This is a genomic window from Aequorivita vladivostokensis (genome assembly GCF_000952855.1).
GTDB classification, from domain to species: Bacteria; Bacteroidota; Bacteroidia; order Flavobacteriales; family Flavobacteriaceae; genus Aequorivita; species Aequorivita vladivostokensis.
Window position 1 is genome coordinate 1 of the sequence record NZ_JSVU01000019.1, and the last position, 4,398, is coordinate 4,398.

4 protein-coding genes are annotated in these 4,398 nt (G+C 42.6%); 1 reads left to right on the top strand and 3 read right to left on the bottom strand.

The features are described from left to right. Positions 1 to 820: 820 nt before the first annotated feature. Complete coding sequence (locus MB09_RS15295) at positions 821 to 2,092, bottom strand: hypothetical protein (RefSeq protein WP_045081798.1); 1,272 nt, start codon at positions 2,090 to 2,092, stop codon at positions 821 to 823. A 220-nt stretch (positions 2,093 to 2,312) separates the two neighbouring features. Here MB09_RS15295 and MB09_RS15300 point away from each other — a divergent pair, with 220 nt between their 5' ends. Further along, complete coding sequence (locus MB09_RS15300) at positions 2,313 to 3,167, top strand: SDR family oxidoreductase (RefSeq protein WP_045081799.1); 855 nt, start codon at positions 2,313 to 2,315, stop codon at positions 3,165 to 3,167. Positions 3,168 to 3,581: 414 nt separating this feature from the next. On the opposite strand, the gene MB09_RS15305 is transcribed toward MB09_RS15300, so the two are convergent. Both MB09_RS15305 and MB09_RS15310 read right to left on the bottom strand, forming a co-directional pair. After that, on the bottom strand, positions 3,582 to 3,848 hold the full coding sequence (locus tag MB09_RS15305) for a SemiSWEET transporter (protein WP_045081801.1): 267 nt from the start codon (positions 3,846 to 3,848) through the stop codon (positions 3,582 to 3,584). Positions 3,849 to 3,951: 103 nt separating this feature from the next. Further along, the coding region (locus MB09_RS15310) for a YciE/YciF ferroxidase family protein (RefSeq protein ID WP_045081800.1) at positions 3,952 to 4,398 on the bottom strand (447 nt) is incomplete at its 5' end.

The following is a 4,398-nucleotide window of genomic DNA, read 5'->3' on the forward strand; positions in this document are numbered from 1 at the left end:
TTCTTCAACGGCCTGCGCGTCTGCACGGCGTCTTGCGCGGTGCAGTTGGGCTTCTAGACTGGCTTTAATATCGTAGCACAAAATTTAATTTTTAAAGGTATAAAACGGTCTCGTGTAACCGTCAATTACCGGTTAAATTAGCGTTTACTTTCGGTTTAGCACACACATTAGCTGTAGCGTTTTTTTTAATCCCATAATTTTGGTCTATCAATTTTCATTGCTCTTAAATACGACAAAAATTGCCCTGCATGAACTGATTCGTGATATCCAATCCGCAATAAATATTTTCCGAGTATTTTTTTTCTCCGTTCCCCGGATGAATGATTTCGATTTCGTTACCTCAATTAGGACCGAGGTTCTAAAAGTCGGTGTAAAATAATAAAGAGCCTATTGCGAGCACGGAAGATAAGGCTATTATAATGAGTATAAAATATTTCATTTGGTCGGACGCAAGCCAATTTCCTATAATTTTTGCAAGAAACATCTATTAAAATAGATTTATTGGGGCAGGTCAGTTTTTACAAATTGGGAAGCGTGGATTTGGGAGTTGAAAAGCAGGGAGGAATATTAAGAAAACGTAATCCATTTAGGGATTAAGGTGACTCAAGTAATAATATAAGTGGATTGTGGGTTATATCAGAATAAGTTTCGCCATCCAGACTAATTTCTCTATTTTTCAAAGTATATCTTTTCATCTGTTCGTGTTGAACTTACGGGAAAAGAACCGTAAGGCCCATTTCAAAAAAATATGATGAATTAATTATTGTAAGCGGTAAAGACGATTTGCCGTATTTAGCATGGGTTTTTTTTAGGGGCTATTTCACAAACATTCAAAACACCGATGCAGCTCCAAGGGAACCTCAGCATCATCAGAACCTTTTAGGGGTTCGGTGAGAAATTCCTTACTTTCCAGAACCTTGTGGAATTCCAGGGCGTAGCGTTCCAGATGCTGGCGGCGCGCTTTTATAATTTCCTTTATTTCCTTGCCGTGCAATTGATAGATTTCCTCGGGCCAACTTGCCAATGCCCCATCAATGGCGGCATCGGTTAAATGGGTCTTGATATATTCCGCTTCCGTCTGAAAGACCTCCTGGGGCACACCCTTTAAAAAGTATATATCAAACGGATACACAAGGCCGGGCATATAGTCTATTTCTTTTTGGAAAGGGCGTAGGCGGGGCTGGACATTTTTTGAGGCAATGATGCTTGGTAACAGTCCATCTATAGAGAAGAAGGCATTGTCCCTATCACTCGCCAGTGGGATGGCAATATATCCTTCCTCCTTTTTTTGGAGAAACCATCCCCATTGCTTGGCATGTCTATCCCAGTCACCAATCACTATATCAAACAGCCTGTTTCTTACCAAGGCTTGGGTATCTATATGGAGCTTGTCTTTATGGGCCCACTTTTGTTCCTGTAGCTCCTCGGTATCTATCAAGGCCACTATGTCCTTAAAATCAGACCAGTTTTCCTGCCCCTCGGTTTCATATTCCAGCCAGTAGAGTTTATTGCCAAAGGCTGCCGTGAACTCTCCCAATCCCTCTTGTTTCGGAATAAACACTAAGCGGGGGTGGGTGTGGGGAAGATCAATGGCCTCTGCCAATCTTGCAACTGCCATGGCGCCGTAGGGATGTTGGGCGGAAATGCCGTCCACTATAATATTTTCAATACCCAAGGTATTGGCCCAGTCGGGAATTAAGGGCGTGGGATCCTTGGCCACACTGCGAAGGGTATATACTACCCCTTTTTCATTTTTTAGACGCAGCGATTGGGTCTGTTTTCCTCCGCCTTTCTTAATTATCCGCAAGCCGCCGTGAATTTTATCCAAATACACCACAGGCACCTTTATGGGCTCGGCCCATTCAGCTCTATACTGCTCTCCTTGCATTATTTCCTTCAGCAGGGTACTTTCGTACATAGTCGATGCGGCAACGGTTACGCTGTCCAAGTGCCTAAAGTCAATTTTGTCAATGTTTTCCCGTCCTATTACGATATCGGTTTCCGCCTTTGCTGGATGACTCCAGAGCGAGAGATACACAATGGCGAGTATAAGGATTACAAGCCCAAAGAATACGAGGAGTATTTTCTTCAAGGTTAAGGGTTTTTGTTTAAAAGTAAAAAAGAATATAAAAACCTAGGAACCACAAGCCAATTATAGTAAAAATTTAACTTACATCCTCCTGCAACGAACATCCAAACCCACCCAATTTTCCCAAAGTTTTATCAAAAATTGAGGGGAATACACTTAAAAAAGTGCAATTTCCATAAATTTAAGGAGAGAAAAAGAACTGTAATCAGATTAAAAAAATGCTATGAAAAAGAAAAAACCTAATAAATTTCCGGACCAGGCCCAAGGGCAGCCCGGGGATCAGTTTAAGATGCTTCCCGAACCGGAGATAATTCGAGAAGACTATAAGGGCAGTAAAAAACTGGACGATAAAATTGCGCTTATAACGGGCGGTGACAGTGGGATTGGCAGGAGTGTAGCGGTGCACTTTGCGCGCGAAGGGGCCCATGTGGCGATTGTTTATCTAGAGGAGGATGAGGATGCGCTGGAAACCAAGAAATTGGTGGAAAAGGAAAACAGGAAATGTATTATAATAGCAGGCGACCTACGTCAGCAGTCCTTTTGCAAGGCAGCTGTGGAACGTTGTGTGGAAGTGTTAAAAAAAATAGATATCTTGGTGAATAATGCCGCTGTGCAATTTCCGAAGGATACCTTGGGTGAAATTACCAACAAACAGCTGAAGACCACTTTTGAAACCAATATTTATCCCTATTTCTATATAACCCGTGCTGCCCTCGAGCATATGGACGAGGGGGGAGCCATTGTTAATACCAGTTCGGTTACGGCCTATCGCGGAAGCGACCATCTGTTAGATTATTCCAGCACCAAGGGCGCTATCGTGGCCTTTACGAGATCCCTGTCCCAAAATTTGGTAAAGCGCAAGATTAGGGTAAATGGGGTAGCCCCGGGACCCATTTGGACTCCGCTGATTCCTGCTACTTTTGACGATGTTACCGATTTCGGCCAGGATACCCCCATGGGGCGGGCAGGACAACCCAGCGAGGTGGCTCCTGCCTACGTATTTTTGGCCAGTGCGGATGCCAGCTATATTACCGGCCAGTTTATCCATGTGAATGGGGGAGAGCAGATTGGGGGGTAAGATATCCTCTCGGGGAAACGGCAGCGAATGATATTTATAAAGCATACAAAAACCTTAATGGTTTTTAAAACAAGAAAATAGCTATGCCTCGGAGTAGTTTTAAAACCAAGTGATAAATCTGCCTGCCTGTAATCTACAAAGAATTCCAAATCCTGTATTTTTCGTAGAGAGCACAGGCAAAGGGAAGGCCCCCAACATAGATTATTATTTTTACCTTAGTTGTGCAGCGGTATAGTATAGATCGCGCAGTTGAAGGCATGATGTCATGTTTGGATACCCTTAACATTGAAGTTCCAACTAATTACAAATATTTCAGGTGGTCCGTTGCAAGTGGGAATTTAATAAATTAAAATCGTCTCCTTAATCCCATGGCTTTGAAAAAAGTGGGTTATATCCATGTTCTCGATATATTGATTATTTATCGTCTGCTTGATAAAATAGCATAAGGATAAGCATAGAGCCGTTCAGCAGAAAGGAGATGCCATTAAATATTATGATGGGCAAATCCATTTTCACGAAGCCATATACTGTCCAGAGACCAACTCCAAGGATTAAAATTGAAAACATTAAAGGGGAGACATCCATAACCTTTTTCGTTTTCCATGATTTAATAATTTGGGGCAGGACGGCCAGAGTGGTCAGGGTGCCGGCCGCGTACCCTAAAATTTGTTCAATTTCCATTAGCATCTGGTTTTACGGTAGGTGTAGGTAGGATATTATGTACTTAAGATTTAAATTCATAAAAAAGCCCGTTTTTTAACGGGCTTTTGTAAGTAGGGAAGGTTTACTTGGCCTTCCTATTTAGTCTGTCCTCTGCGAGATCGTTTAGCGTCTCATCGGCCTGATATTCCTCATCCAATGTTTTTTGCAACTTTTTGGCTATGGAATCGTGGCCTAACTCTTTGGCATAGCGAACCGCGGTGCCGTATCCGGAAATTTCGTAATGTTCTACCCGCTGTGCCTCTGCAATCATTCCTGCATCCTTTACTTCAGGATCCTTTACCTCATCAAGAAAGTCTTCGGCTTCCTTGATTAAACCTTTCATGGCCTTACAGGTTTCCCCTTTTGGATCTATATCCAATTCGTCACAGATTTCCTCCAGTCGGGCCTTGTGTTCCTTAGTTTCCTCCAAATGGTCCTCAAAAGCCTTTTTCAACTTCGAGTTGTGGGCATTCTTCACCATTTTAGGCAAAGCTTTTGTCAATTGATCTTCAGCGCTATATAAATCCTT

What these genes read in the sequence shown, in the direction of transcription:
- MB09_RS15305 (WP_045081801.1), bottom strand. Translation starts at nt 3,848, where the DNA reads ATGGAAATTGAACAAATTTTAGGGTACGCGGCCGGCACCCTGACCACT.
- MB09_RS15300 (WP_045081799.1), top strand. Translation starts at nt 2,313, where the DNA reads ATGAAAAAGAAAAAACCTAATAAATTTCCGGACCAGGCCCAAGGGCAG.